Consider the following 24186-nt stretch of genomic DNA (forward strand, 5'->3'; position numbering starts at 1 on the left):
AAGGATTTCAGATCGGAAAGATCTGTCTGTAAAAAGAAAGGATGTCATTTATGAAATGCAAAACATGTCTTCGACTGTACGCCAGTTTTTTTAAGATCGGAGGTCTGCTGTTTGGCGGGGGACTGGCAATGCTGCCGCTTCTCCAAAGAGAAGTGGTGACGGAAAGACAGTGGTGTACCGAAGAAGAAATTCTGGATATGTACGCCATCGGCCAATGTACCCCGGGAATCATCGCCGTCAATACAGCCACCTATATCGGATACAAGCAGGCAGGGATTGCCGGGAGCATCTTTGGTACTCTGGGGCTGATCACGCCTTCTCTTCTGATCATCTGTCTGATCGCATCTGTTTTGCAGAACTTTCTTCATGTCCCTGCCGTACTTCACGCACTCTCCGGAATCCGTATCGTGGTCTGTGCCATGATGATTCAGACGGTGGTGACTATGGCAAAGAAAGGGATCACGGATAAAGCCGGCGCCGTCCTGTTTGTCTGCGCCTTTTCCCTGGCCTGCTTTACGCCCGTCCCCACTGCCGCCATCATTCTCCTGGCCGGTATCACAGGCGTTCTTTTACGCAGGAAAAAAGGAGGTTCCCTATGATCTATCTGACACTGGCTTATGAATTTTTTAAGATCGGTCTTTTTTCCGTGGGAGGCGGAATGGCCACCCTGCCCTTTCTTATGAACCTGACTTCCAGATACGACTGGTACACTGCGAAAGAGCTGGCAAATATGGTTGCCATCAGTGAGAGCACTCCCGGTCCCGTAGGGATCAACATGGCCACCTTCGCCGGCTATCACGCCGCCGGGATCCCCGGAGCCATCGTAGCCACCCTGGCTCTGACGGCTCCTGCCTGGATCATTATCATCCTGATCGCCCGGTTTTTGGAAAATTTCAGCGAAAACGCCACCGTACAGTCTGTTTTCTACGGGATCCGTCCTACCGTCGCAGCTTTGATCGGCTATGCGGTATGGGAACTGTTAAAGATCACGCTTCTCGTTACAAAAAACGGCAGAGAAGCCTTGGACCTTACAGGTCTGGCTCTCTGCCTGATCGTTTTCCTTCTTCTGCAGATAAAATCTTTGAAGAAACTGCATCCGGTCTTCTGGATCATAGCCGGCGCTTTTCTGGGGATCCTTCTAAAACTGTAGGAACGTCTCTCAGTCATCCAGAAGGAAGGCGCAGAAGATCTCATTGCTGACAGAAATCCCTTCCCTGGACAGCCGCACCATATCTCCCTTTTCTTCTAAGAGGGATAGCTTCAGAAACTTTTCTATTTCTTTTCCGTACACCTGTTTCATGGAGATTCCAAACAGCTTTTGGAATCTCTTTTGGGAAACCCCCTCCATTTTCCTCAGTCCCAGAAACATATACTCTTCCATCTGCTCCCGTCTGGTGACTGCCTTTCGTTCCTCCTGATAGCTCCATCTTTCTTCTCCCAAAAAAGAGGCCGCTCCCTTTCCGAATCCCAGATATTCCACGCGATCCCAATATCCCAGGTTATGCCGGCAATAAAATCCCGGCTTCCCATAGTTGGATATCTCATAGCGTCGGTATCCGTATCCTCTCAGGATCTCCTCTGTTACTGCGTACATACGGCGTTCTTCTTCCTCCCCCGGAAGGTCTTCCTGTTCCTTTTGGTATCGATAAAAAAACGGGGTTCCTTCTTCAATGATGAGACTATAGGCCGAAAGATGCTCCGGTCCCCATCCTGCCACGGTGTGCAAAGATTCCTCCCAGGAGGAAAGCGTCTGAAAAGGAATGCCCGACATCATATCAATATTCACATTCCCAAAGCCTTCTTCCCTTGCCATTTCGTAAGTCTGCCGCCCTTCCCTGCAGGTATGGATCCTTCCCAGAGCCTCCAGCTCCTTTTGGTGGACAGACTGCAGTCCCATGCTGAGACGGTTGATCCCGGCCTGCCTGTACTCTCTTAACTTCTGCCTGGAAACGGTTCCCGGATTCATTTCAAGAGAGATTTCCGCCTGCTCTTCCACAGAAAACGTATCAAACACCGCCTCCAGCAGCCGGGTTACCAGTCCTTCTTCCAGCACGGACGGCGTTCCGCCCCCCAAAAAGATACTGGATACGCTATAAGCCTTTGCCAGAGATCTGTAGGTTACGATCTCCTGACAAAGGCTCTTTACATACGCTCTTCTTTCCGCCTCTTTGGAAGGGGCCGAAAAAAAATCACAATACTCACACTTTGCTACACAAAAAGGAATGTGTATATAAATCTCCAATGGTTTTGCCACGATCCTGCCGTCCTTCTTTCTTCCTGCTGCTACTTGTCGTCCAGTTTCAGCACACTCATAAAGGCCTTTTGCGGAATTTCCACATTTCCCACCTGACGCATTCTCTTCTTTCCTTCCTTCTGCTTTTCCAGAAGCTTTCTCTTTCTGCTGATATCTCCGCCGTAGCATTTTGCCAGTACGTCTTTTCTCATAGCCTTTACTGTTTCTCTGGCAATGATCTTGCTTCCTACCGCCGCCTGGATGGGGATCTCAAACAGCTGTCTTGGGATCTCCTCTTTCAGCTTTTCACACATCCTGCGCCCTCTTTCGTAAGCGGTGTCCGCATGAACGATAAAGGAAAGAGCATCCACCTCCTCCTTATTGATCAAAATATCCAGTTTTACCAGCTTTGACTGTACGTATCCATCCATTTCATAGTCGAAGGAAGCATATCCTCTGGATCTGGATTTCAATGCGTCAAAAAAATCATAAATGATCTCATTTAGCGGAAGGTGATATTTTAAAACTGCACGCGTTTCCTCTATATATTCCATCCCTTCATAGACTCCCCGCCTTTCCTGGCACAGATCCATAATGGCCCCGATAAACTCTGAGGTTACCATGATCTCTGCCTTTACCATAGGCTCTTCCATAAATTCTATCAGAGAGGGATCGGGGAGGTTGGAAGGATTGGTCAGTTCGATCACTTCCTGATTGGTCTTGTGTACCTTGTAAATAACTCCCGGTGCCGTCGTGACCAGATCCAGATTGTATTCCCGCTCCAGTCTTTCCTGGATGATCTCCAGGTGGAGCAATCCCAAAAATCCACAGCGGAACCCAAACCCCAGCGCAATGGAGGTCTCCGGTTCAAACTGGAGGGAGGCGTCATTTAACTGAAGCTTTTCCAGGGCGTCCCGAAGATCGGGATATCTTGCTCCGTCTGACGGATACATTCCGCAATACACCATGGGGTTTACTTTCTTATATCCCGGCAGCGGCTTCTCACAGGGATGCGCACTGTCGGTGATGGTATCTCCCACCTGCGTATCCTTCACATTTTTCAGGCTGGCAGTAATATATCCTACCATGCCCGCCGTCAGTTCCTCACAGGGAATAAACTGGCCTGCTCCAAAGTATCCCACTTCCACCACTTCCGCCTTGGCGCCGGTCGCCATCATCAGGATGGGGGTTCCTTTTTTTACCCGCCCCTCCTTGATCCGGCAAAATACGATCACTCCCTTGTATGCATCGTACAGGGAGTCAAAGATCAGCGCCTGCAGGGGATGATTTTGATCGCCCGAGGGCGCCGGGATCTTTTCCACGATCTGTTCCAATACCTGGGAAATATTCAGTCCTGTCTTTGCCGAGATCCTGGGAGCATCCTCCGCCTCAATTCCGATCACATCTTCGATTTCCTCGATCACCCGCTCCGGATCTGCGCTGGGCAGATCTACCTTGTTGATCACCGGGAATACATCCAGGTCATGATCCAGGGCCAGGTAGACGTTGGCCAGTGTCTGTGCCTCTACCCCCTGGGCCGCATCCACTACCAGGATAGCTCCGTCACAGGCTGCCAGGCTTCTGGACACTTCATAGTTAAAATCCACATGACCGGGAGTATCGATCAGGTTGAAAATATATTCTTCTCCCTTCTTGTCCCGGTAGACGGTACGAACCGCCTGCGCTTTGATGGTGATCCCACGCTCTCTCTCCAGTTCCATATTGTCCAGAACCTGCGACTGCATTTCCCGGCTGGTCAAAAGTCCCGTCTCCTCAATGATCCGGTCTGCCAACGTGGATTTGCCATGATCTATATGGGCGATGATACAAAAATTTCTAATCTTACTCTGCTCTATTCCTGCCACTTTCTTTTCCCCTTAGTCTTACGTATTTGTCCTGCTCGCATGGGCAAAGTATATCACGGAGAACTGTATTTTACAACGAAAAGTTCCACGCTCATCCGGTCCGCGATCCTCCCTGTCTTGACCCGTTCTTCCAGGTCTGCGCCCTCCTCCAGGATCCGTCTGATCTCTTCTTTTTTATACCGGCTCCCCTGCTGGATATATTTGGAAACGGCATAGGGATGCACCCCCAGCTCTTTGGCGATCTGCCCCTTATCCAATCCCCTCTGTTTCAGGGCTATGGTCTCCAGAAGCCTTCGGAACTGACTGTTCAGCAGGCTTAGGATCTTCATCGGCGGCTCCTTCAGTGCCAGAAGCTCATAGTAGTAATCCAGGGCCTTCCTACGGTTTTTGGAAGCAACCGCTTCTATCATGGAAAATACCTTTTCCTCCATATTCCATGTGGTGATCGCTTCCACATCCGCCTTTGTAATCTCTGCCCCGTCCAGCCGGTAACAAATCAACTTTTCTATTTCTTTTTCCAGGCTCTCCATGTTGCTTCCACTTCGCTCCAGCAGCCTGTACGCCGCATCTTTGGAAATCGTTTTTCCATCCTGACGAACCCTGGACTCGACCCAGCGAAGGAGGGTTCCTTCCTCCTGCCGCTTCATCTCCGCACTGTAGCCCAGCTTCGTTACCGCCTTGTACAGCCTTCCCCGCTTGTCTACTTCCCGCTCCACAAACAGGATCCTTGTGGTATCCGGAAGTTCCTGTAGGTAGTCTGTCAGTCTGCTCTCTCCCTTTTTAAACCATCCCGAATTTTCTATGACGATCAGGCGGCTGTCTGCAAAAAACGGCAGAGTCTCCGCCGTATCGATCACAGCTCCCACAGAAATGTCTTTTCCCTCATAGTAGGAATAATTCATTTCCTTCTGCCCCGGGAGCAACGCTTCCACCAGTCTGTTCCGGTACTGTTTTTTCAGATACTCTTCTTCTCCAAACAACAGGTACATCCGCTCCCAGTTTCCTGTCTTTATGTCTTCTTGTAATTTTTTCATATGTTTCCCCGCCATCTCGCTTCTGATGCTCTTTGCTTTTCCGATTATACTAAAAATCCTTTTCTACTTCAAGGGCTGCCATCTGCTGCCAATATGCATCGTCTCCTCTTCCACAAGTATAAAAACTTCTCCTGTTTTTGGCGTCTGTAAGATCCTGCTTCCCTTTTGCCTCAGTCGCTCCAGCACTTCTTTGTGCGGATGTCCGTATCTGCCCGACACCCCTGCCGAGATCACAGCGTACCGTGGATGAACGCTGTTTAAAAATTCCCGGGACGTGGAGAACCTGGAACCGTGATGCGCCACCTTGAGAACGTCTATCCCTTCTTTTTGGTAACGACGCCCAATCTCCTTCAGAAATATCTTTTCTCCTTCTTTTTCCAGATCTCCTGTCAGCAGCATCTCAAAATCCCCATAGCGAATCTCCAGCACCATAGAGGCTTCATTCCCCTTTTGTATCCCTCTTTCTTCTTTCGTGGGAAACAGGCAGGTCATCCTTAGTTTTCCTTCCCGGATCTCGTCCCCCTGATTTATGGTATACACCGGCACGCCTGCCAGCTTTGCTGTCTGTGCCAGCCGGGCGAGCCTTTCTTCCCAGTAGTTTTCCGGCGGCAGCACCAGCTTTTCCACACAGATCCCTCCTTTTTCATCCTGTAGCAGTTCCTCCACGCCATTGTTGTGATCCATATCCCCATGAGAGATCAGCACATAGTCCAGCTTTGTAATCCCCTGAGATTTCAGAAAGGGACGGATCCGATATTTTCCCACTTTTTTCACATCGGTGCTTCCTCCGTCGATCAGATAGGTCCCTCCTTTTTCTCCCCGGATAAAGGTGCAGTCTCCCTGGCCGATATCCAGTACAAAGATCTGAAGGTTCCCTCCCCCTTCCGGTTTCCACAGCAGCAGGCTCATTCCTGCCAGAATACTGACCAGGGCAATCTTTCTTCTTGGATCTTTCCTTTTTCCCTTTAACGTCCCGGATCCTGCCGCCTTTTTCAGTAGAAAAAGACCTGCTGCCACCAGCACATAATATCCTGCCACCTTCCATGGCTCCGGCTGTCCGATTACCATATGTCCCCAGGGCAGCCTCCCAAGCCATCCGCTTCCCTTTTCATAAACATACAGGATCCCTTTACACAATGCAAAGCACCCTCCTCCCCCGCCTGCCATGTCCAGAAGACTTCCCAAAAATCCTGCCAGCAGCAACAGGGATGCCAGCGGCACCACCAAAAGATTCCATAGAATAGACCAGAAAGAGTATTCAAAAAAGTGCCAGCATAGCAAGGGGAGAAGAGTCAGACAGATTGCTGCTCCCGAACAGATCCCCCGCCAGAGTCTTCCCGGGATATCGTAGCTTCGTTTTTTCGGAAAAAGCAGGGGAGCCACCTTCCACAAACTGAAAATCGTTCCGAAGGACAGCAGAAAGCCCACATCAAACAGCGCCTCCGGTCTGGTCCCAAGAAGGATGGCGGCGGACACCCAAAAGGTGATATCTTTGTCCCAGGCTCTCCCACTGACCTCTGCTCCGGTACGAAATCCGAAAAACAGAACAGCCCGCAGGCTTGATACGGTGACCCCTGTCATCAGCACATAGATCCCCAGACAGATCCAGCCTGCCACACCTCCTGCCAGAAAGCTTCCGGTAACCCGTCTTCCCATCTGATAGACCGCCCATCCCAAAAAAGAAATATGCAGTCCCGATATCACAAGGATATGTCCGATCCCTGCCATCTGGAACAATTCTTTGATTTCTTCCGGAATCTCTCTCTTCTCTCCCAAAAGGACTCCTGCCATCACTCCTCCGTACCTTTTTCCCATACGAAAAAGCAGCCTGTCCTTCCACGCCTGTTTCCACTGCAAAAGCCTCCCCTGCAGCTCCCACTTTTCCGTACCGGTAACCGTCAGCTCTTTCCCCAGCAAGGTTCCCCCAAATCCGCAGGATTTATAATACAGATATTCGTCAAAATTCCCTCTGTTTCTGGCAACACGAAAATGACAGAAGTCTCCTTTGACCCTGACCCGATTTCCCAGATAGACACTTTCCGGTTTCTTATTCTGCTTGTTTCCCTTTTTGAAAATAGAGGATGTGAATAGAAGCGTTTGAGCAGATTGCTCTGAAATGGTCCTGCCTGCTGTGAAATGAGATGTCTGTGCCGGCAGATCTGATCCTTTCCCGGTCGTCTTTCGGGAAATCGGACAATTCTTTTGTCTGAAAAAAACTATAAACTTTGCAAAGTGGTCTCTGTCCTCTTTTTCCAGAGCCCGCCCTTTGCATCTTCCTTTGATACAAAGTTTCGTTCCCCGGTCTGTCTCTTCTATCGCACAGACCGTCCCCTCCAAAAAAACATTTTTATATATTTTTTGATTACCTGCCAGATGCCGGTGTCTTTCCAGAATCTCCATCCTCCTCTGACAGGCAATCACTACTGTGACCAGTAATACTCCCATGCATAAGATCAGCACAGGCCGTTGTCTCATTCTTCCTCCTTTTCCAGCAGTTTCCAATCCGCTTTTAATGGTTTGCTTAAGTCAACTTTTTCCAGATATTGGATATTGGTGTCTCCGTTAACAGAAATCTGCACACGGTCTACCTTTCCGTTTTCGATCACAGAATTGACAATTCCATAAATTGTGATCTTCGGATCCACTGCGTAGGTGTTTTTCAAAAATTCCTCATCCAGATTTACATAGCATACCTGGTTTCTGACAGAAACTCCCAGCACCTTTGTGTTTTCGGGAAGGATGGGATCTCCTTCCTCCCGCTTCAAAAGTTGTTCCAGAATGACTTTTTCAATGGAGCTGCTACTGCTGTAGCGTACCAGACGCTGTTCTTCCTCCAGGCGGTCTCCCTTTTTATTAGCATAATACAGCTTCAAAGAAGCGCTCTGGTAGGTCTGCAGAAGCAGTCCGGTATTTTCCAGAAAATCCTCCCGGTCCATCTCCCCCACTTCTCTTTGCTCCCGGTCTTTCAAAGGTTCCTCTCCCACCAAAAACAGAACCTTTTCCACGGATGACAGCTGTGTCATGGTCTCTACAAATCCCGCCCGAAACAGCACCTCTTCCTGAGGGGATATGTTCGCATACTCTTTTCCGAAAGAAACCACCAGCCTTCCCTTTTCCAGCTTCCAGCTTTCTATTTCTGCCTTTTCAGGGAAAATACTGCTTGCCGCTTCCTCCTTCGGGTCTTTCTTCAGTGCCGTTATCAGCTCTTTCACCTGCGCGTCTGCTGCCTTCGCTTTTATCCTGTAGGAAACTTTTTCCAGGCTTCCGTCACGGATACACGTCACAAATTCTTTTGGTGCTTCCTCCCTCTCCTGCTCTTTGCATCCTGATAGAAGGACTGTCAAAAGGAGAAGGAACACAAGCATCCGGACATTCTTTTTTTCTGTCATAGTTTCTTTTTCTCCTCCTTTGCTCCTACATAGGTAAGGGGGATCCGAACGGTAAAGGTACTGCCCAGTCCCGGCTGACTGTAAACTTTCACCGTCCCTCTATGCATTACCACCGATTTTCTGGCAATAGAAAGCCCCAGACCGGTTCCTCCGATCTCTCTGGAGTGAGACTTGTCTGCCCGGTAAAACCGTTCAAAAATATGCTCCTGGTCTTCTTCTTTCATCCCGATTCCCGAGTCCGAAACCTCAATATAGCAAAATTTGTGATCTCCGTTTATGCGCACCCGCACCCAGCCGCCTTCTTTGTTATATTTGATGGCGTTTTCCACCAGATTGGAGATCGCCAGGGAGATCTTCACCTCGTCCACTTCTGCCTGAACCGGCCGTACACTTTCCAGGATCAGCTCCACATCAGCTTTTTCCGCAATGGGACGAAGTCTTTTCAATATCTTTTCGATCAACTGGTTCATCTGTTCCGTCTGCACGTTGGGATGCTCCGCCGTCTTATCCATTTTTACCAAAGAAAGAAGGTCATTGATGATCTTGTCCTCCCTCTGGATCTCCTGGGAAAGATCCTGCATAAATTCCTGATACAGTTCTACCGGTACGTCCGGCTGTGCCAGCAGGGAATCTGCCAGCACCTTCATGGAAGTCATAGGCGTTTTCAGCTCATGGGATACGTTAGAAACAAATTCATTTCTTGATTCATCCAAAGCCTTCATTCTTTCCAGCATGACATTCAAGGTTTCCGACAATTCTTTGGTTTCTGTAAACGTATATTCTTCCACACGCCCTTCTTCAAATCCTTCTGTCACGCCTTCTACCAGATGCCGGATCCTGCGGATGGGCTTCACAATGGTCGTTCCATACACAATTCCCGCCCCGGCCAGCAATACTCCGATCAGGATCAGGGTACTCTGCCCTTTTTCTCTCAGAAAATCCACCTGATCAGATATTCCGTCTGTCGTCATACTGACCAGCATAACGCCTTTTACTTCTCCGGTTCCCGGCTCTAAAACAGGTGTCGTCACTTCTATATACTTGTTCTTCTTATCATAATGGGAGGTTCCTTCTCCCTTCATGCAGTCCATGACGTCCTTTGAAACGATGGTTTTCCCTTCATCCATCTTGTATGTGTCCCTGCATATTCGAAAGCAGCTGTCGATCAGCATGATCCTGCCGTTATAAATCCCGGAAAGCTGCTGCACCTCTGCCTCCAGCATTTCTGACGGCACTCCCTCCAGATACGACAGATCCTTCCACTGTCCCAGAAAAATGGTACACTGGTTCTGGATTTCCGCCATGCGAACCTCCGCCGCTTTCTTTTCATAGCTGTTCAGCAGCACCGCTTCCATCAAGACTGCCGACAGGATGCCAAACAGAAGGATCGCTGCCAATATGTAAACCTGCAGGCTTTTTTGCACATTCCGCTTCAGATAGGCCTTAATTTCTGAAATAATATCCTACACCCCATTTCGTATGCACATATTTTGGTTCGCTTGGACTTGTTTCGATCTTCTCCCGCAGTCTCCGGATGTGCACGTCCACCGTCCTGGCGTCTCCCGGATACTCATAACCCCATACGATATTCAATAAATTCTCCCGGCTGTAGACTTTGGCGGGGTTAGATGCTAAAAGTTCCAGAAGATCAAATTCCTTCGCCGTCAGATTGACCTCTCTTCCTGCGATCTCCACCCGCCTGCTTTCACAGTCGATAGTCAGATCTCCCTTCACCAGAACGGAAGCCTTGTTTTCTGCTTCCTTCTTTTCCGTTCTCCGCAAAATAGCTCGGATCCTGGCCTTTACTTCCAGAATATTAAAAGGTTTTGTCATATAATCGTCGGCTCCATATTCCAGTCCCAGAATCTTATCCATATCTTCTCCCTTGGCAGTTAGCATGATCACCGGAACATCTGATGATTCCCGGATCCTGCGGCATACTTCAAATCCGTCATACTTGGGAAGCATCACATCCAGCAGGATCATATCATAGGAGTTCTTCTTTGCCAGACAGAGCGCTTCCTCTCCGTCATAGGCACAATCCACCTGAAATCCCTCCTGCTCCAGACTGAACCGTATCCCTTTTACGATCAATTTTTCGTCGTCCACCACCAATACCTTTTTCATTCCATTCTCCATTCTTGTTTGAGTCGTTTCTGTACTGCCCTTTCCGCCATTTTGATCTGTTTCTGTTACTTTCCAGGGAAGAATTTCTTTAATCGACTTGGATCCTTCCCTTTATTTTCTGAAACACTCCTTCTCCTATCCCGGAGACCTCCTTGATCTCTTCTACCCTTTGAAATCCTCCCTGCTCCTTCCGGTACGTCAGGATCGCCTCCGCTTTTGCTTCTCCGATCCCGTCCAGTTTCATCAGGTCTTCTTTGGAAGCACGGTTGATATTGACCCCTTCCGAACCGGATGCGGACAGGCTGCTCGCTTCCTCCCCGCTGCTTAAGGCGGCAGATCCAGAGGCAGTTTCCTGCCTGCCGGGAACGTATAGTTTTTCTCCGTCCCTGATCTCCTTCGCCTGATTTAAATAATCCTGATCTGCCTCCTGGGTAAATCCTCCCGCCAGCCGGATCGCTTCCCAGATCCTTCCGCCGGCCTCTACTTCATAGACACCCGGATTTATCACTTCTCCGCACACATGTACCAGAATCTTTTTCTCAGACTTCTTTTCCGTCTTTTTCTCCCGCTTTTTCTCTTGCTCTTCTTTCTTCTGTATCTCAACCGCTTTTAGGGATTCCTTCTGGACAGGCTGCTTTTTTATACATCCTGAAGACAAGAATATGACCATGATTCCGATCAACAAACCTATGATTTTTGTTCCTCTTTGCATACTTTCTCCTTACAGTCTGTCGAAACTGTAACCCCGCATACATGAACATCTTCATTTTACTATTCCCATCCTGAAAATGCAACCGAAACCACTTTTCTAATAATTATTCTTTTTTATTGCATAAATATTAATTTTGTTGTATAGTAAACGTCAGAAACATACAAGGAGGATATTTGATATGAAAGAAAAAGTAATCTTGGCCTATTCCGGAGGATTGGATACGACTGCCATCATTCCCTGGCTGAAAGAACATTTTGATTATGAGGTGATCTGCTGCTGTATCGACTGCGGACAGGGGGAAGAGCTGGAAGGATTGGAAGAAAGAGCGCTGCTGTCCGGAGCATCCAAGCTTTATATAGAGGATATCGTAGATGAATTCTGCGATGAATATATTGTTCCCTGTGTTCAGGCCAATGCCGTTTATGAAAATAAATATCTGCTGGGAACTGCCATGGCGCGCCCTGTGATCGCAAAAAGGCTGGTAGAGATCGCAGAAAAAGAGGGCGCCTCTGCCATTTGCCATGGCGCTACCGGAAAGGGAAATGACCAGATCCGTTTTGAACTGGGGATCATGGCGCTTGCTCCTCATCTGAAGGTCATTGCTCCCTGGCGTATGACAGATCTCTGGACCATGAATTCTCGCGAGGAAGAAATCGCCTACTGCGAAAGCCACGGCATCCATCTTCCTTTTAGCACCGCACAAAGCTATAGCCGGGACCGCAACCTCTGGCACATCAGCCATGAAGGACTGGAGCTGGAGGATCCTGCCTGTGAGCCGGACTATTCCAACCTTCTCGTGCTGGGCGTTACTCCCGAAAACGCTCCTGACGAGGGGGAATATGTCACCATGACATTTGAAAAAGGTGTTCCCACCAGTGTCAATCAGGTTCCCATGAAGGTATCCGACGTGATCCGTACCCTGAACCAGCTTGGCGGAAAGCATGGTATCGGAATCTGTGATATTGTAGAAAACCGGGTAGTGGGTATGAAGTCCCGCGGGGTGTATGAAACGCCGGGAGGAACCATCTTATATGAGGCTCACCAGCAGCTGGAAGAGCTGGTGCTGGATCATGCTACCGCTGAAGTAAAAAAAGAAATGGGGAATAAGCTGTCCCAGATCGTATATGAAGGAAAATGGTTTACCCCTTTAAGGGAAGCCGTGCAGGCTTTTGTTGCCAGCACACAGGAACAGGTAACCGGAGAAGTGACTTTCAAGCTTTACAAAGGAAATATCATCAAAGCCGGTACCACCTCTCCCTACTCTCTTTACAGCGAATCTCTGGCAAGCTTCACTACCGGAGAGCTGTACGATCATCATGATGCCGATGGCTTCATCCGCCTCTTCGGCCTTCCGTTAAAGGTGCGTGCGCTAAAAAAAGAAGAACAAGCAGCTTCCGACATCGGATAATTCCCGACAGTGTCCGGATGCATAAACAACAGACTGCCACAGTCCGGCGCTTCCTTTCCTGACAGGTAATCTGTTCTGAAACAAAAGAGAGACCTCCTGCAAGGCTCCGGCAGTTTCAACCCTTGCCGCCTTACAGGAGGTCTCTCTTTCTTATTTCTTTAAGATGCAGGGATCTCCTGACGGATTCCCGCTCATGCGATCTTGTCTGTTCTATCTTGTTCCTTATGCGATAGATTCGTGGAACTGCGACTGATACAGCTGTGCATAGAAGCCATTTTGCTCCAAAAGCTGTGTATGATCTCCCTGTTCCACAATATCTCCGTCCTTCATCACAAGGATCAGGTCCGCATCCCTTATAGTGGAAAGCCGGTGAGCGATCACAAAGCTGGTCCTTCCTTTCATAAGATTGGCCATTGCCTTTTGAATCTGCACTTCCGTCCTGGTATCCACCGAGCTGGTCGCTTCGTCCAGGATCAGGATCCTGGGGTCTGCCAGGATCGCCCTGGCAATCGTCATCAACTGTTTCTGCCCCTGAGATACATTGTTGGCCTCTTCATTCAATTCCATGTCATAGCCTCCGGGCAGTGTCTTTACAAAGCGGTGAACGTGTGCCGCTTTTGCCGCCTCTGCCACTTCCTCGTGAGAAGCGTTCAGCTTTCCATAACGGATATTCTCTTCGATCTTCCCCCGGAACAGCCATGTATCCTGCAGCACCATGCCAAATCTTTGCCGCAGCTCCTGTCTCGGCATTTCCCGGATATCCTTTCCGTCCACCAAAATCCGTCCGCCTGTCACGTCGTAGAAACGCATCAAAAGCTTTACCATTGTGGTTTTTCCCGCTCCGGTCGGGCCTACGATGGCCACCTTCTGTCCCGGCCGGATCTTCACGCTGAAATCATGAATGATCTCCTGTCCTTCCACATAACCAAAGCTGACATGTTCAAAAGTCACCGCGCCTTCTCCTTCTCTCTCCGGTTCCGTCTTGGAACCGACCGTCAAAGAAGCGGTTTCTGTTTCTTCCTCTTCTTCCAGAAATTCAAATATCCTCTCTGCCGAGGCAGCTGTAGACTGGATCATGGTAGCCGCCTGCGCCACCTGCTGGATCGGCATGGTAAACTGCCGGACATACTGGATAAACGACTGGATATCTCCCACCTGGATCGTCTTTTTGATCGCCAGGTAACCTCCCAGGATCACCACCGCTACATAGCCAAGATTTCCCACAAACTGCATGATCGGCATCATCATCCCCGAAAAAAACTGGGATTTCCAGGCTGACCGGTACAAAGTGGCATTCTCCTTTTCAAACTGCTCCAGCACTCTTTTTTCCTGGTTAAAGGCCTTTACAATCACCTGCCCGCCGTAGATCTCCTCGATCTGTCCATTGATCACTCCCAGATGCGTCTGCTGCTGGGCGAAATATTTCTGGGAGCGTCCCACTACCAGCGACACGATGATCATGGAGAAGATCAGAACGGAAAGAGAGACCACCGTCATCAGCGGGCTGATACTCAGCATCATGATCAGCACTCCCAGGATCGTAGCTACCGCACTGATGATCTGAGAGGCACTCTGATTCAGGCTCTGGCTTAAGGTATCCACATCATTTGTGATCCTGGACAGCACCTCTCCATGCGGCTGCCGGTCAAAATAATTCATAGGCAGACGATGGATCTTTTCCGACATCTCTCTTCTTAGGCGATAGGTCATTTTTTGTGCGATTCCCGTGACCAGGATTCCCTGAATAAACGTCATGGCCGCACTAACGCCGTACAAGATAAACAGTCCGGTCAGGATCTGAGCGATTTTTTCAAAATCGATCCCACCCTCTCCCGCTATTTTCTTTACCAGCCCCTGAAACAATTCCGTCGTCGCTTTTCCCAGTATCTTGGGGCCTACGATCCCAAAAACGGTGCTCCCGATGGCAAACAGAACCACAAAGACGATCTGTATCTTAAATTCTCCAAAATAGGCGGCCAGTTTTTTCATGGCTCCGCTGAAATCTTTCGCTTTTTCCATCACTGGTTCATCGCCCATGGTCTTTCTTCTGGACATCTACCTCGCCTCCCTTCCTGCTTTGGAAAGTTCTTCCTCAGACAGCTGTGATACTGCGATCTGATAATAGGTTTCACAGTTTTTCAGCAGCTCCTCATGGGTTCCCTTCCCCACCATCTGCCCGTCTTCCAGCACAATGATCTGGTCCGCCTGCAAAATGGTGCTGATCCTTTGTGCAACGAGCAGTACGGTGCTGTCCTTGGTATCCTTTTTCAGGGCACGGCGCAGTGCCTGATCTGTTTTATAGTCCAATGCGGAGAAGCTGTCGTCAAAAATATAGATCTCCGGCTGCTTTGCGATCGCCCGGGCGATCGACAGTCTCTGCTTCTGCCCTCCGGATACATTGCCTCCCCCCTGGGAGATCTCTCTTTCGTATCCGTTTTCTTGCTCTTCAATAAACTCTGTCGCCTGGGCTGTCCTTGCCGCTGCCTTCATCCGTTCTTCCTTCTTCTCCGTCTGTCCGTACAGGATATTGGAAGCTATCGTACCGGAAAACAGCACTCCCTTCTGCGGAACATAGCCGATCCTGTCCCGCAACTCCTTTTGCGATACGTCCCGGACATCCTCTCCGTCCACCAGGATCCTTCCTTCCGTTACGTCATAGAACCTTGGGATCAGATTGACCAGAGTGGATTTTCCGCTTCCGGTGCTTCCGATAAAGGCCGTCGTTTCTCCTTTTTTTGCCACGAAGCTGATCTGACTTAGCACGTCTTCTTCTGCTCCCGGATAACGGAAGGATACATTTTCAAAACGTACTTCTCCTTTCCTGTCGGAGGCAAATGGCTTTACTTCCTTTTTGTCCACGATCTGATTCTCACTTCTTAAGACTTCATCCACACGTTCCGCCGAAACAGCCGCTCTTGGAAGCATCACAGACACCATACACAGCATCAGGAAAGAGATGATGATCTGCATGGTATATTGAATAAATGCCATCATATCCCCCACCTGCATGGTTCCGTCCTCGATCCCGTGGCCACCCACCCACACGATCAGCAAAGTGATCAGATTCATGATCAACATCATGATAGGCATCATAAAGGTCATCGCCCGGTTGATAAACAGAAAGGTCTTTGTCATATCTTTGTTGGCTGCATCAAATCTTTTTTCCTCGTAGGACTCGTTTCCAAATACCCGGATCACCTGAAGTCCCGTCAGGATCTCCCTGCTGACCAGATTCAGTCGGTCGATCTGTTTTTGCACCAGCTTAAAGCGGGGGATCACCATGGAAAACAAAACAAGCACCACCAACAAAATGGCGCCCACGCCAAGCCCGATGATCCAGGACATCCCCACATCTGTGTGGATCACCTTCCATACGCCTCCCAGCGCCAGAACCGGCGCATACAGCACCAGCCTTAAAAACATTACCAGCAGCGTCTGGATCTGATTGATGTCGTTGGTACTCCTGGTGATCAAAGAGGCGGTAGAAAACCGGTTCATTTCCGCCCCGGAAAAACTGACCACTTTCTGGAACACGTTGCTCCTTAGGCGCTGTCCTACTCCCGCCGCCACCCGGGAAGCCGCAAATCCGGCCAGGATGCTGGCTGTCATTCCAACGCCTGCCAAAAGTAGCATCTTTCTTCCCGTTTTCAGAATATAGGAGGTACTCTTTTCTCCCACATCGATCCCGATGGTTTCGTAGTTCTTTTTGATAAATTGCGCAACGGACTGTTTTGTGATAGATTCCGGCATTGCCTTTATTTTTTCTTTTGCCTGTCGGATCTGCTCCTGCAGCTTTTGTGCCATCTGGAGATTTTCCGCCGACGCTCCTTCCCCGGTCTGGTCAGCTTCGTTCATCTGCGCCTGCCCGACCTGCCCGCCTTCGGTCACCTGATCCTGCTCTGCCTGTAGTCCCGCCTTCTGTGCCTGTTTACTTTCGGCAGCCAGAGACAGGAGCATCGGTACCTCCATGGCTTTTTTCAGCTGTTGTTTTTTAGTATCGCTGTTTTTGACAGAAGCCTTTAGCTCCATCACTTCCTTGTCATAAGAAAAAGAACGGGTGCTTTTTTTGTAGGAGGTTTCCACCAGCTGCCTCTGGTCTGCCTCTGTAAACAGCAGCAACTTCTGATAGGCCTCCTCTGTCAGATAATACGGTACTTCCTCTTCTACTCCGCTTTGCTGGATCCCTACATTAACAATATCCGATGTATAGGTAGGAAGCGCCAGCTCTGTCATCGCCTGTATGGTCAAAGCCGCCAGGATCCCCAGCACCGCCGCCGCATAGGGTCTTAAAAATCTTAATAATTTACTCACTTTATCATCTCCTGTGTTCTATTTTTGATGGCTCCTGCCCTCTGCCGGTCCACACCCCCGGCAGCCGGCGTCTCCCTGTACGTGATACATGACCGATTCCACACTCATCCCCTGAAACTCTTTTGTTTCCATCAGATTTCTGCGGATCCGGATCAGCATATTTTGCAGCAGCTCCTTGTCCTGCGGCAGGATCCCTTTGCAAATAGCGTCTTCTATCTTTTTGTTTGCGTTTTTCAAAAGCTTCGCCTGCTCTCTCCCTTTTTCACTGAGGAGGATCCTGGTGATCCTTAAGTCTTCTCCATCTCCCTCCTTCGTGATGTAGCCTGCCGTTTCCAGCTTCTTCAAGGCTACTGTTACCGACGGCGCCGTGATTCCCAGCCTTTTGGAAAGATCCTTTTGGGAAATTCCTTCTTCTTTCTGCAATACACACAGGATCCCCGCCTGTCCCGGATTTAACCGGACAGATTTCAATTCCTGCATTCCGTAATATTTTGCCAGGTTGTGGATCTGATGAAACAACATAAATATCGAATCTCTTTCTTCTCGCACCGCCTTTTCTCCTTTCCATTTTGGCCTTACATCTTTTCTCTATTCTTTTCATCTTTTTCTTTCGTCCGGCTTCGCCTGTTATCAGCCGCCCCGGTTTTCTGTTGGCAGTTGACGCCAAAAATTCCCGTCGTCCATCCATATAATTAGTCGTCTAACAATTAGATAGCTAACGGATATGATATTCCTAATCTACCTGAAAGTCAAGAGAAATTTATGCCGCTTGTTTCGGTCGATTGTTCCGGGCCGTTTTTTTCCGGATATCTCTTCAGAAGTAGATTCCATATCAAGGCAGTACGGTTCTGGCAGGACCTCTTTGATTTCACAGAATTTTTCCATGCAACAAAAAAGATGGACCTTCCCATCCATCTTTCTTTGCTTCTGCTCTGATTTTTTACTGTCTTTTCCCTTCTCAAAGTCATCGTTTTCCTGCCTGCCCGTCTCCGGGTACGCACTCTTCTTTACACCCCCCGGTGCTTCTTCAAATATCCTGCTATCCGAACAATGTATCGGATTCCAGAACGATGGTAAAGGGACCGTCATTTACCAGGCTGACCTTCATGTCTGCCCCAAACTGCCCTCTTTCCACCACAGGAACCATGGTTTTGCACTGTTCTATGATATACTCGTACATTTCTTCCGCCATTTGCGGAGCACCCGCCTCAATAAAGCTGGGCCGGTTCCCTTTTTTGCAATTGGCATACAGTGTGAACTGGGAGATCAGCAAAAGCTCTCCGCCCACCTGTTCCAAAGAAAGATTTGTCTTTCCTTCTTCATCTTCAAAAATCCGTAGTCCCACCATTTTTTTGATCATCTTGTCTGCGATCTCTCTGGTATCCTCATTGCTTACTCCCACCAGAACCATATAGCCTTTTCCGATCTGGCCGATCACCTTGCCGTCCACTGCCACCGAACTTTCCGCCACTCTTTGTATCACAAATTTCATCTTTCTGCATTCCTTTCTTTCACCATCTGAACATAGTCCAAAATCTCATACCCGATCTTCTCATAGAGTTCCTTCGCCCGCTGATTCTCCGGCTCTACTTCCAGCCGCAGCCTGGAAACCATGGAGGAAAATTCTCTTTCCACGAAAGAAAAAAACTGTTTCCCCAATCCCAGACCTCTGTAGGCGCTGCGGATATACAGTTCTTCTACCCAGATGACCATCCCGCCTGCTTCCTGGGAAAAGGTCTTGCTTACCAGACCATATCCTACCGGCTCTTCCTTTTCTTCCAGAATATACGCCTGTACATAATCCTTCGACCGCATCACTTCTTCCCAGGCAGCCTTTCGGTGGCTTTCCGGTATCGGATGCAGGACTGCGTCCGACTCATAAAACTCCTTCGTCAGTTCCATGTATATCTCATAATCTTTTTCCTGCACTTCACGAATCATATTGTTCCTCCTGTCTCAATACTTTTTTGGGTTCCGGCAACTGAACCAGCAGGATGGCTCCAAACATCAGCAGGCACCCCAGCTTCTCCCTGGCTGTCAGTCGCTCTCCCAGGATCACCCAGCCTGCCAGTACGGAAAAGGTGGCTTCCAGACTCAGGATCAAAGATGCGATTGCCGGATTCATGTCCTTTTGTCCTACGATCTGTAGCGTAAAGCCCACTCCGCTGGACAGGATCGCCGCATACAGCAGCGGAATCAGTCCCTCCTTTAACAGGGAAAGCTGAAAGGACTCAAACAAAACAGAAGGGATGACACAGATCAGTCCGCAGAAAAAGAACTGGACGCAGGCCAGTTTGGTGCCGTCCACCTTTGGTGCAAAATGATCCACCACAAGGATGTGGAAAGAAAATACAACGGCGCTAAGAAACGTCAGAAACTCTCCAAAGCCAATGGTGAGAGTCTCTGTCAGGCACAGGAAATACAGGCCTGCCAGTGCAATCCCCACAGACATCCAGATCTTCCAGCCCATCTTTTTCCCAAGAAAAATCCCAAAAAGAGGTACCAGTACAATATAAAAGGTTACAATAAACCCCGCCTTTCCTACCGTTGTATACTGAATCCCCACCTGCTGCAGACTGCTTCCCGCAAACAGGCACAGCCCGCAAAGCAGTCCTCCCAGCACCAGATCCTTTCCAGATTTTTCAGACGCCTTTTTCTTTTCTTCCTTCAGAATCCGGGGAAGCAGCCAGATGACAGGAAGCAGGGCCACTCCTGCTATGATGTTGCGAAGCCCGTTAAACACAAAGGGACCCATATAGTCCATGCCAAGACTCTGAGCCACAAAAGCCGTTCCCCATATAAATGATGTCAGCAATAACAGCACTGCATTTTTCATTTTCATAAACAATTCTCCCAACCTGTTGTAACATAAACATTTGCATTATATCACAATCCGTCGGGAGAATCATCTCTCTTATAAAATTTGTTTTTCTTCCTGTACTTTTCTTATCCGGTCAATCCGGATCTAATCTTTCAGTTTCCTGCTTTTTTTGTTTTTTGCGCCCTTTGGTTTTCCCTGATCCGTTTACCTTTCGACTATTTTCCGTCTTTTTATTTTCCGTCTTTTTCTTTTGTCTTTCCGATCGCTTCCGTCTTTGCCACAAACTGCACCGCTTTCACATGGGTGTTCTTTTCTGAAACAAAGGACCGGGGCGTAAATCCCTCTCCTGTCAGTTTGTTCTTTATCTCCTCCAGTTTTGATTTTGCTTCCGCTAAAGCGCTGTTGCTTTCCCCCTGCAGGGCGGCGGTTCCCTCCTGCAAAGCGGTCGCTCCGCTTTCTGCACTTCCAAGTCCGTTTAAAAGTGTCCGGCTGCCATCCCGCAAAGCCCATGTGGCTGCCTTCAGACTTCCGGCGCCCTGATCCAGCGTCTCCATGCCTCCGGCAACCGACTCTATCCCCGGATACAGCTGATGAGAATAGCTCTGGTAAAGGGCGTCCGTTCCGTCGGTATACTGTATCACTGCCTGATGGAAAGACGGCGTCTCCTGATTGCCTTCACAGTAGGCTGCGTACAGTTGATGCACGCCCTGGCGAAGCGCTGCAAGCTTCTCCTGCGTCGATCCTAACGTCTGTATCTTCTGATTCATGGTCTGCAGGGCCTGCTGTGTTTGCTCCAGACCTTTCTGAATCCCGTTTTCTCCCTGATACCCTGCACTTAGCTGCCCCAGTCCTGCCACCAGTTGCCCGTATCCTGCTCCCAGGGTCTGATAGCCTCCCAGGACTGCACTGCTGTTGGTCAGGGCCTGGATCGCCGCCGTCTTTTCCGGGGAATCCTCCAGTTGTGCCAGCTGCGCTACAGCCGCTTCATTTGCCGCGATGGACTGGCCAGCCAGCCCGTCCTGTGCTGTCCTTGCGCCTTCCAGTTCCAGACCGGTGTTGTATGCATTGGAAATCCCCTGCCCCAGTTGTGCCGACGCCTGCACCAGCGTTCCAAACTGTTCCGTCAGCTGTCCCACTGCCCCTATTGCTTCTGTCAGTTGCAGTTCTTCTCCTCCCTGACCATTCAGCTGTTGCTCCAGTTTTGTCAGTCCGGCTGCGATCTGCGCCGATGCTTTTTGCATCTGCTGTGAATTTCCTGCCACCTGCGCCAACCCGGACTGCCAGTTTTTTGCCCCTTCTTTCAGGTCACTGCTTCCCTTTGCCAGCGCAGCCGCTCCTACGTCCAGGATATCTGCTCCGTCTCCCAGCTGTTCCAGTCCCCGGGACAATGCCGTTCCTCCCCCGGTCAGTCCGGAAATCCCCGCTGCCAGCTGATGGCTTCCGGCATTCAACTGCTCCACCCCGTTTAAAAATGCATTCTCTTTTTCTTTTAAAACACCGGTATCCATCTGCTCTTCTTTCACGTCAAAAGACAGAGGAACCGCTTTCAAAACGATACTGTCCATCTCAAAATCCGTAGCTTTTCCCCGGATCTCTATATCCGCATCCTGCCCCGGGATCACTGTGTAGGTCAGCTGTTTCTCTCCCGAAACATTTGCCTGCATGGCTCCTTCTGCCTGCACATCACTAAAATGCTTTCCCGACAATGTGGCCGTGATCTGAAGCAGATAATTTTCTGTAAAATCACTGTATGTTTCCACCGCTTTGGTCTGGATATGGATTTCTGTCTCTCCCGACTTTCCTGCGATCTCTTTGGCGGAAACCTCCTTTCCTTCCAAAACATACTGGATGCTTACCTCCCAGGGAAGTTCTTTTTCTTTTAAGTTCCCCTGGTAATAAAATTTCCCTTTTTCTCCCTCCACAGTTATTCTGTCTTCCTTCTGTTCTATCTTCGTATCAGAAGACAGGTTTTTTACAGCTTCATACTCTCCATAATCTGTGATGGTCTCTTTTTGGTCCAACTGATAGCCGTTGACCACATAGACTCCCGATACACTCCCGTCTGCTTTCAGGTTGGCGTACACATTTTCTTCCTTGTCTACAGGTTTCTCCTGCGCCAGAACGGACGCTCCATTTCCCAGCAGCAATCCTGCCGATACGAAAACGGCCATCGTTTTTTTCCATACCTGTTTCATAGTTCTTACTCCTTTACAAATTGTTTGTCGAATGATGTTTTCTGAATAAACTTATCGCATGTGATCAGTAACTGCGGAAGCACGAGGATCACCAGTACCATGGAGATGGCTGCTCCCCGGCCGATCAGGATCCCAAGCTGGCTCAGTACCTGATTGGAAGAAAAGTTTCCCAGGATCAGCCCTACGAAAGTCAGGATCAGTCCGGAAGTCATAACAGAAACCGTGCCGGTCTGGATTACCTTTCTTGCCGCTTCTGTTTGCCTCATAGTTTTTCTGTTTTCGCAGTAACGGTCTGTAAACAGAATCCCATAATCAATGGTGGCTCCCAGCTGCACCGAGCTGACGATCAGATACGCAATGTAGTACTGAGGTCTTCCGGTTAAGTAAGGGATACTCATATTGATCCAAAACGCCGCCTCGATCACCAGCGTCAGAAGCACCGGGATGCTGGCAGATTTAAAATTTACCAGCAAGATCACAAACACAAACACGACTGCCATAGCCGTTACCTTTTCATTGTCCTGTGTGATGGTGCTTTTTAGATCTTCCGTACTTACGAGGCTGCCTGCATACTCCACATCCTTTCCATAATAGGATTCAGCCGCCTTTCGCACGCTTCCCACCGTTTGCTCCCAGTCTGCCTCCCCCTCTTCTGTGTCCAGATGAAGGATGAATCTGCTGTATTTTGAGGAATACAGCTTCGCCGCCTGCTCTTTTGGCACAAACTCTGTCGGAATGGATTCTCCCACCGTATCCACATAGGAAATGACACTGGTCACCTTCGGCATTTGATGAAATGTCTGACTAAGCTCCTTTTCTTTTTTTACATCTCCTTTCGGCACCAAAACTGCCACTACGTTAGATGTCCCATATTCTTTTTCAATGGCCTGGATATCTCTTCCCATCTGTGTCTTGTTGGTGCTGTAGATTTTTGCGGAGCCGAATACAAATGTGTTTCTCCCCTGCATCAGAAAACACGGGATAACCAGGATCAAAAACAGGATCGCAGCCACCTTTCCCAGATTCTGCACCTTTTTGGAAAACCGATCCAGAGGAGGGATCAGTGGCTTGTGATGTGTCTTGTCGATCAGTTTGTATGTATTGGTTGCCAGTGCCGGAAGCAAAACCAGCACACTGGCCAGGCTGATGACGATCGCCTTTGCCATCACCCATCCCATGTCCGGTCCGATCTTAAACCGCATGAAGATGAGGGCTGCAAAACCGGTCACCGTAGTCAGCCCGCTGGATAAAATGGAGCCTGCCGACTGCCGGACTGCATGCTTCATGGCCGATTCCACATCTTCTCCGTTCTCCCTGTTTTCTCCGAAACGATGCAGAAGAAATACGGCATAATCCATGGACACTGCCAGCTGCAGGATACTTCCTGCCGCATTGGTCACGAAAGAAATGGTTCCAAACATCAGATTGGTTCCCCGGTTGATCAAAATCGCCATTCCCAGCGTAACCAGAAACAGCACCGGCTCATACCAGGAGGTCGTCGTGATCAGCAAAATAACAAAAATCAGCGGAACTGCATAAAGCATGATCTTTGCGATCTCCTTCGAGGTCTGTACCGGAGCCAGTGCATCTGTTACCGCTTCTCCTTCCATGTAATTCTTGTCCCCGATCACCTTACGGATCCCCTGTACTGCACCGAGTCCTTTGGATTCATCCACCGTGACCTGAAACAATGCGTTTTCATCCTTGTACCATTCCTGAACCGTATCCTGATCCAGTACCTCCATGGGTTGTTCTATATCCACTGCATCATCCAGCCACTCCACTGCCTCCACTCCGTCTACCTGTTCTATTTTTTCCTTGTAGGACAATGCTTTGGCCACTGAAACATCCCTGATCATCACACGCATATTGGGAACTGCCTGTGTATACTCTGACTCCATCACATCCAGCGACTTTGTAGACGGTGCATCGTCCGGAAGGTAATCTGCAAATTTATAATTCACCCCTACCTTCCCGGATAGGAAAACGGAAATCGCCGTACAGATCACAAAAACGGCGATCACTGTTTTCCTGTATTTCATAATTACATTCGTATATCTTTTCATTGCTGCCTCCCTCCATTACTGCTCT

At 49.2% G+C, this 24186-nt stretch carries 19 protein-coding genes; 3 read left to right on the forward strand and 16 right to left on the reverse strand.

Annotation, left to right across the window (positions count from 1 at the left end; all coding sequences use genetic code 11):
- Positions 1-50 precede the first annotated feature (50 nt).
- Complete coding sequence (locus SOW26_RS07840) at positions 51-599, forward strand: chromate transporter (protein ID WP_276960146.1); 549 nt, start codon at positions 51-53, stop codon at positions 597-599.
- Positions 596-1150 (forward strand): chromate transporter, encoded by a 555-nt coding sequence (locus tag SOW26_RS07845; protein WP_154476093.1) that lies wholly within the window; start codon positions 596-598, stop codon positions 1148-1150. Before SOW26_RS07840 ends, SOW26_RS07845 begins: the two co-directional genes overlap by 4 nt.
- Positions 1151-1159: 9 nt before the next feature.
- Here SOW26_RS07845 and hemW read toward each other — a convergent pair whose 3' ends face one another.
- The 8 genes from hemW to SOW26_RS07885 form a co-directional block, all read right to left on the reverse strand.
- Positions 1160-2254 carry a radical SAM family heme chaperone HemW gene (gene hemW, locus SOW26_RS07850; protein WP_276960145.1) on the reverse strand — a complete coding sequence of 365 codons (1095 nt, stop codon included), beginning with the start codon at positions 2252-2254 and terminating at the stop codon, positions 1160-1162.
- Between the two features lie 29 nt (positions 2255-2283).
- Positions 2284-4098 (reverse strand): translation elongation factor 4, encoded by a 1815-nt coding sequence (gene lepA / locus SOW26_RS07855; RefSeq protein WP_320652186.1) that lies wholly within the window; start codon positions 4096-4098, stop codon positions 2284-2286.
- A 53-nt stretch (positions 4099-4151) separates the two neighbouring features.
- Positions 4152-5132: a DNA polymerase III subunit delta gene (gene holA, locus SOW26_RS07860; RefSeq protein WP_276960143.1), complete on the reverse strand. Its 981-nt coding sequence runs from the start codon at positions 5130-5132 to the stop codon at positions 4152-4154.
- A gap of 63 nt (positions 5133-5195) precedes the next feature.
- The gene (locus SOW26_RS07865) at positions 5196-7607 is read right to left on the reverse strand and encodes a DNA internalization-related competence protein ComEC/Rec2 (RefSeq protein ID WP_320652187.1); all 2412 of its coding nucleotides are present in this window, start codon (positions 7605-7607) and stop codon (positions 5196-5198) included.
- Positions 7604-8521 carry a GerMN domain-containing protein gene (locus SOW26_RS07870; RefSeq protein WP_320652188.1) on the reverse strand — a complete coding sequence of 306 codons (918 nt, stop codon included), beginning with the start codon at positions 8519-8521 and terminating at the stop codon, positions 7604-7606. The genes SOW26_RS07865 and SOW26_RS07870 overlap by 4 nt, the downstream gene beginning before the upstream one ends.
- The gene (locus tag SOW26_RS07875) at positions 8518-9918 is read right to left on the reverse strand and encodes a sensor histidine kinase (RefSeq protein ID WP_320652189.1); all 1401 of its coding nucleotides are present in this window, start codon (positions 9916-9918) and stop codon (positions 8518-8520) included. Before SOW26_RS07875 ends, SOW26_RS07870 begins: the two co-directional genes overlap by 4 nt.
- Before the next feature lie 46 nt (positions 9919-9964).
- The gene (locus SOW26_RS07880; protein WP_154476101.1) at positions 9965-10648 is read right to left on the reverse strand and encodes a response regulator transcription factor; all 684 of its coding nucleotides are present in this window, start codon (positions 10646-10648) and stop codon (positions 9965-9967) included.
- Between the two features lie 88 nt (positions 10649-10736).
- Positions 10737-11360: a helix-hairpin-helix domain-containing protein gene (locus tag SOW26_RS07885; protein WP_276960140.1), complete on the reverse strand. Its 624-nt coding sequence runs from the start codon at positions 11358-11360 to the stop codon at positions 10737-10739.
- Between the two features lie 178 nt (positions 11361-11538).
- On the opposite strand from SOW26_RS07885, the gene SOW26_RS07890 reads away from it, so the two are divergent.
- The gene (locus SOW26_RS07890; protein WP_320652190.1) at positions 11539-12768 is read left to right on the forward strand and encodes an argininosuccinate synthase; all 1230 of its coding nucleotides are present in this window, start codon (positions 11539-11541) and stop codon (positions 12766-12768) included.
- 222 nt (positions 12769-12990) lie between these two features.
- On the opposite strand, the gene SOW26_RS07895 is transcribed toward SOW26_RS07890, so the two are convergent.
- The 8 genes from SOW26_RS07895 to SOW26_RS07930 all read right to left on the reverse strand — a co-directional run bounded on the left by SOW26_RS07895 (position 12991) and on the right by SOW26_RS07930 (position 24161).
- Positions 12991-14823 (reverse strand): ABC transporter ATP-binding protein, encoded by a 1833-nt coding sequence (locus SOW26_RS07895; protein ID WP_154476107.1) that lies wholly within the window; start codon positions 14821-14823, stop codon positions 12991-12993.
- Complete coding sequence (locus tag SOW26_RS07900; RefSeq protein ID WP_320652191.1) at positions 14824-17079, reverse strand: ABC transporter ATP-binding protein; 2256 nt, start codon at positions 17077-17079, stop codon at positions 14824-14826. It abuts the gene before it with no gap.
- Positions 17080-17097: 18 nt separating this feature from the next.
- Positions 17098-17628 (reverse strand): MarR family winged helix-turn-helix transcriptional regulator, encoded by a 531-nt coding sequence (locus SOW26_RS07905; protein ID WP_276958562.1) that lies wholly within the window; start codon positions 17626-17628, stop codon positions 17098-17100.
- Between the two features lie 490 nt (positions 17629-18118).
- The gene (gene dtd, locus SOW26_RS07910) at positions 18119-18571 is read right to left on the reverse strand and encodes a D-aminoacyl-tRNA deacylase (protein WP_276958561.1); all 453 of its coding nucleotides are present in this window, start codon (positions 18569-18571) and stop codon (positions 18119-18121) included.
- Positions 18568-19020, reverse strand: a complete 453-nt coding sequence (locus SOW26_RS07915; protein ID WP_154476113.1) for a GNAT family N-acetyltransferase — start codon at positions 19018-19020, stop codon at positions 18568-18570. Before SOW26_RS07915 ends, dtd begins: the two co-directional genes overlap by 4 nt.
- Positions 19010-19921: a DMT family transporter gene (locus SOW26_RS07920; RefSeq protein ID WP_320652192.1), complete on the reverse strand. Its 912-nt coding sequence runs from the start codon at positions 19919-19921 to the stop codon at positions 19010-19012. Before SOW26_RS07920 ends, SOW26_RS07915 begins: the two co-directional genes overlap by 11 nt.
- 209 nt (positions 19922-20130) lie before the next feature.
- Complete coding sequence (locus SOW26_RS07925; RefSeq protein WP_320652193.1) at positions 20131-22095, reverse strand: hypothetical protein; 1965 nt, start codon at positions 22093-22095, stop codon at positions 20131-20133.
- 5 nt (positions 22096-22100) lie between these two features.
- Positions 22101-24161 carry an efflux RND transporter permease subunit gene (locus SOW26_RS07930; protein ID WP_320652194.1) on the reverse strand — a complete coding sequence of 687 codons (2061 nt, stop codon included), beginning with the start codon at positions 24159-24161 and terminating at the stop codon, positions 22101-22103.
- Positions 24162-24186: the final 25 nt, after the last annotated feature.

This window comes from Suipraeoptans intestinalis (assembly GCF_034091795.1).
Classification (GTDB): domain Bacteria; phylum Bacillota; class Clostridia; order Lachnospirales; family Lachnospiraceae; genus Suipraeoptans; species Suipraeoptans intestinalis.

Coding starts and splice junctions, on each gene's coding strand:
- SOW26_RS07840 (WP_276960146.1), top strand. CDS start 51: ATGAAATGCAAAACATGTCTTCGACTGTACGCCAGTTTTTTTAAGATC.
- SOW26_RS07845 (WP_154476093.1), top strand. CDS start 596: ATGATCTATCTGACACTGGCTTATGAATTTTTTAAGATCGGTCTTTTT.
- holA (WP_276960143.1), bottom strand. CDS start 5,132: ATGAAAAAATTACAAGAAGACATAAAGACAGGAAACTGGGAGCGGATG.
- SOW26_RS07865 (WP_320652187.1), bottom strand. CDS start 7,607: ATGAGACAACGGCCTGTGCTGATCTTATGCATGGGAGTATTACTGGTC.
- SOW26_RS07870 (WP_320652188.1), bottom strand. CDS start 8,521: ATGACAGAAAAAAAGAATGTCCGGATGCTTGTGTTCCTTCTCCTTTTG.
- SOW26_RS07880 (WP_154476101.1), bottom strand. CDS start 10,648: ATGAAAAAGGTATTGGTGGTGGACGACGAAAAATTGATCGTAAAAGGG.
- SOW26_RS07885 (WP_276960140.1), bottom strand. CDS start 11,360: ATGCAAAGAGGAACAAAAATCATAGGTTTGTTGATCGGAATCATGGTC.
- SOW26_RS07890 (WP_320652190.1), top strand. CDS start 11,539: ATGAAAGAAAAAGTAATCTTGGCCTATTCCGGAGGATTGGATACGACT.
- SOW26_RS07895 (WP_154476107.1), bottom strand. CDS start 14,823: ATGTCCAGAAGAAAGACCATGGGCGATGAACCAGTGATGGAAAAAGCG.
- dtd (WP_276958561.1), bottom strand. CDS start 18,571: ATGAAATTTGTGATACAAAGAGTGGCGGAAAGTTCGGTGGCAGTGGAC.
- SOW26_RS07915 (WP_154476113.1), bottom strand. CDS start 19,020: ATGATTCGTGAAGTGCAGGAAAAAGATTATGAGATATACATGGAACTG.
- SOW26_RS07920 (WP_320652192.1), bottom strand. CDS start 19,921: ATGAAAATGAAAAATGCAGTGCTGTTATTGCTGACATCATTTATATGG.
- SOW26_RS07925 (WP_320652193.1), bottom strand. CDS start 22,095: ATGAAACAGGTATGGAAAAAAACGATGGCCGTTTTCGTATCGGCAGGA.
- SOW26_RS07930 (WP_320652194.1), bottom strand. CDS start 24,161: ATGAAAAGATATACGAATGTAATTATGAAATACAGGAAAACAGTGATC.